Consider the following 3,229-nt stretch of genomic DNA (forward strand, 5'->3'; position numbering starts at 1 on the left):
CCTCGGCGCCTATGTGGCGCGCCGCAAGCTCTGAAGGCTCCCCATGACCAAGATCGTCAGCTTCACCCAGGCGGAAGTGGCCGAGCCGGAGGACTTCGGCAACATCTCGCTGTTTGCCCGCGAAGGCGACGGCCATATCGTCGGCGGCGCCATCGACTATGCCCACCATTGGGCCGACTTCAGCATCTCCCAGCCGTCCTCCATCGAGATCCGCCTCAATCCCGGCCGCCTGTTCGTGGGCGCCCTGGTCTATGCGGCGGACGAGGCCATCGACCTCAATCTCCAGGTCCATCTGCCTTTGGTCACCGGCGACCGGCGCTATGTGGCTTTGCTGCTGCGCGGGGCGACGCAGACCGTCACCGCCCAGCGCATGATCGAGACCGATGCGGAGACCGGCGAGACCGTGGAACAGGCGGTGCCGAAGGTGGAGCGGCGCACGGTGGAGGTGGTGATCCAGCAGGGCCTGCCATCGCCGACGCCGCTCAAGCCATCCGTGGCGGCCGACCAGTGCTGCCTCGCCTTCGTCGAGCTGGCGCCCACCGGCATCGTGGCGGTGGAGCTGGACCACGGCTCGCGCCTCAAGAGCCTCGCCGAGGTGGAAGGGCGCCTCACCCTGCTGGAGGGCGAAGTGGCCAACACCGTCCGCCGCACCACCACGCTGGAGACCGACGTCGCCAACATCGCCGCGCGCCTCACCGACATCCCCCATCCCACCATCATCCGCCAGCTGAAGCGGGATGTGGCCAGTGTGCGCCGGCAGCTGGCCCTGCCGGACGAGGCGCGGGCCTATTGGTATGACGCCGGCTTGGTGCCCGATGACTGGGACAGCGCCCATGCCGCTTGGCTGGCGCGGGTGCGCGAGGGCATCCGCTTTCCCTGGGCGGCCGAGCGCGACAGCCAGCTGGCGCTGCTCGATCCCGGATCGGCCGCGGTGCGCATGGCCGGCACCCTGCTGTTGCCGGCCTGGAGCGAAGTGGTGCGGATCGAGGTGGCCGGCGATGGCGGCTCCACCAACATCTCCCAGCTCACCCATACGGTGACCACGGCGGTGCGCCGGGAGATCGCCCGCCAGGTGGTGGAATATGGCGAGACCGTCACCGTCTGCGAGAACCAGACCGAATGGGCCAACAGCTCCGGCCGCAGCGTCGGCGAGCTGTTCACCGTCCAGGGCGAGACGTTCGAGGTGATGAACATCCTCAACGGCCTGGAATGGGCCGGGCATGTGATCCGCGCCGTGCGCCGCATCGTCACCCGCTCGGTCACGGAGGTCTATTGGGACTATGTGACCGAGAGCTATGGGGTGAACGGCTCCATCTACGGCCAGACCTGGCTGTGCGCCCAGCCCATGATCCTCAGCGCCATCGACCTGTCCTTCACCCGCGTGGGCTCGGCGGGCGACGTGCATCTGTTCGTCTGCGCATGCGACGCGACCGGCCAGCCGCGCCTGGACCAGGTGATCGTCACCACCACGCTGGCCGCCGCCTCCCTCGCCACCGGCTGGGTGACGTTCACCCTGCGCCCGAGCCTGCTGGAGAGCGGCAAGCGCTATGCCTGGTTCACGGTCACCACCGGCAACCATGCCCTGGAGACCGTGTCCGGCAACAAATATGCCCAGGGCTCGCGCTTCGCCTGCACCGATGGCGCCTGGAGCCAGGTGTCCACCGAGGTGGACTTCGCCATGCGCATCAAGGCGGCCAGCTTTGCCGCGCCGCGCACGGTGGTGGAGTTCGCGCCGCTCACCCTGGAGAACGGCATGACCGAGCTGCGCCTGCTGCATGGGGGCTGGGCACCGGGCGGCACCGCTTTGACCTGGGAGGTGAAGCCCAGCACCTCCAGCACCTGGCAGCCGCTGACGCTCAGCGATGCGGAAGGCTCGGACACTTTGTCCGGCCTGCCGGCCCTGGTGCAGTTGCGCGCGGTGTTCGTCGGCACCACCGACCTGCAGCCGGCGCTGGTGCTGGATGCCAAGGCCCGCGCCATGACCTTCCGCCCCCGCGGCGAGATGGTGGCGGTGTCCAAGGCCCAGCCGTTCGGGCTTCTCACCTCCACCGTGCAGATGGAGGTGGTGGTGGATGCCTATGACATGACCCGTCACACCATCAACCCGAAGCTCATCGTCGGCGGCACCGTCTTCGCCCCGTCCGCGGCGGTGGTGACGCAGGATTATGTGAACGCCAAGAAGCTGACGATCCTCGCCACCTTCCTGCTGCCCACCGCCACCGCCGAGGCGCGGGCGCGGGTGGACATGACCACCACGACGGTCGCCGACGTGCCCTTCGTCCAGAACATCGCCCTCTATGCTTTGTGAGGAGGCCCCATGACCGCTTCATCCTCTGCCGCTCCCGTAACCGCACCGGGCCTGTCCGGCCCCATCGATCCCGCGCGCACCTATCAGGTGGCGCTGGCGCGGCCGGCTGCGGCGGCCGGCGTGCGCTTCAAGCCGCGCGGCGACCTCACCTTGCGCGGCGATCTGCTCGCCCTGCTGATCACGGAGAACGGGGCCGATGCCGTCCTTGCTGCCGAGCCCCGCTGACGACTATGCCGCGCCACAGGACATGCGCCTCAACAAGGCGTCATGGGATGCGGCCCTGGTCAGCGTCGGCCTGCGCCTGCGCGCCCTGGAGGCGATCAGGGCCGATTTCGAGGCCCTGATCGCGCTGGGCACCGGCCAGGCGCTGGAGGTGATCCAGGCCAATGTGGCGCCGCAGCTGGCGGCCCTGCGCCAGACACTGGCGATCCTCGAGACCGAGATCGCCCAGGCCCAGGACCAGATCCATGACATCGTTGCCGGATCGGTGCCCGCCTCGGCGGTGACCGAGACCGCCAACCGCCTCTGGCTCACGCCCGCCCTGAAGGCGCGGATCGAGGCCGCGGCGGCGCTGGACGGCCCGGCCTTCACCGGCAGCCCCACCGCGCCGACAGTGGCGCCGGGCACCGCCACCGACCAACTGGCCACCACCGCCCATGTGGCTCAGACCCTGGCCGCGCTCGGTGGCGCCGGCAACCGCCTGCCCAATGCCAGCGGCGCGGCGGGCCTTGCGGGCGTCAGCATCATGGGGCCGCCGAACATGACCTCCGGCATCGCCGGGGTGCTGGGCGAGCATTCCGTCTGGGTGCCGCCGGGGGTGAATGGCTGGTTCCTGATCCAGTGGGACGAGGCCACTGTCTATAGCTGGTTCGACTTTGTGGACGGCGCCGGCAATCCGTTCCCGGTCCAGCCGGGCGAGCT

Annotated in this window: 2 protein-coding genes and 1 pseudogene; all 3 read left to right on the plus strand. The window is 69.5% G+C overall.

Going from position 1 to position 3,229, the window contains the following annotated elements:
• Positions 1-43: 43 nt before the first annotated feature.
• Positions 44-2,308, plus strand: a complete 2,265-nt coding sequence (locus AAG816_RS27620; protein ID WP_341992921.1) for a hypothetical protein — start codon at positions 44-46, stop codon at positions 2,306-2,308.
• Between the two features lie 9 nt (positions 2,309-2,317).
• Positions 2,318-2,533, plus strand: coding sequence for a hypothetical protein (locus tag AAG816_RS27625; protein WP_341992922.1), 216 nt, complete (start codon positions 2,318-2,320; stop codon positions 2,531-2,533).
• Positions 2,505-3,229 (plus strand): annotated as a pseudogene (locus AAG816_RS27630) (hypothetical protein); the annotation flags it as partial. The gene AAG816_RS27625 and the pseudogene AAG816_RS27630, both read left to right, overlap by 29 nt.

Origin of the sequence: Azorhizobium sp. AG788 (assembly GCF_943371865.1) — a bacterium.
Taxonomy (GTDB): domain Bacteria; phylum Pseudomonadota; class Alphaproteobacteria; order Rhizobiales; family Xanthobacteraceae; genus Azorhizobium.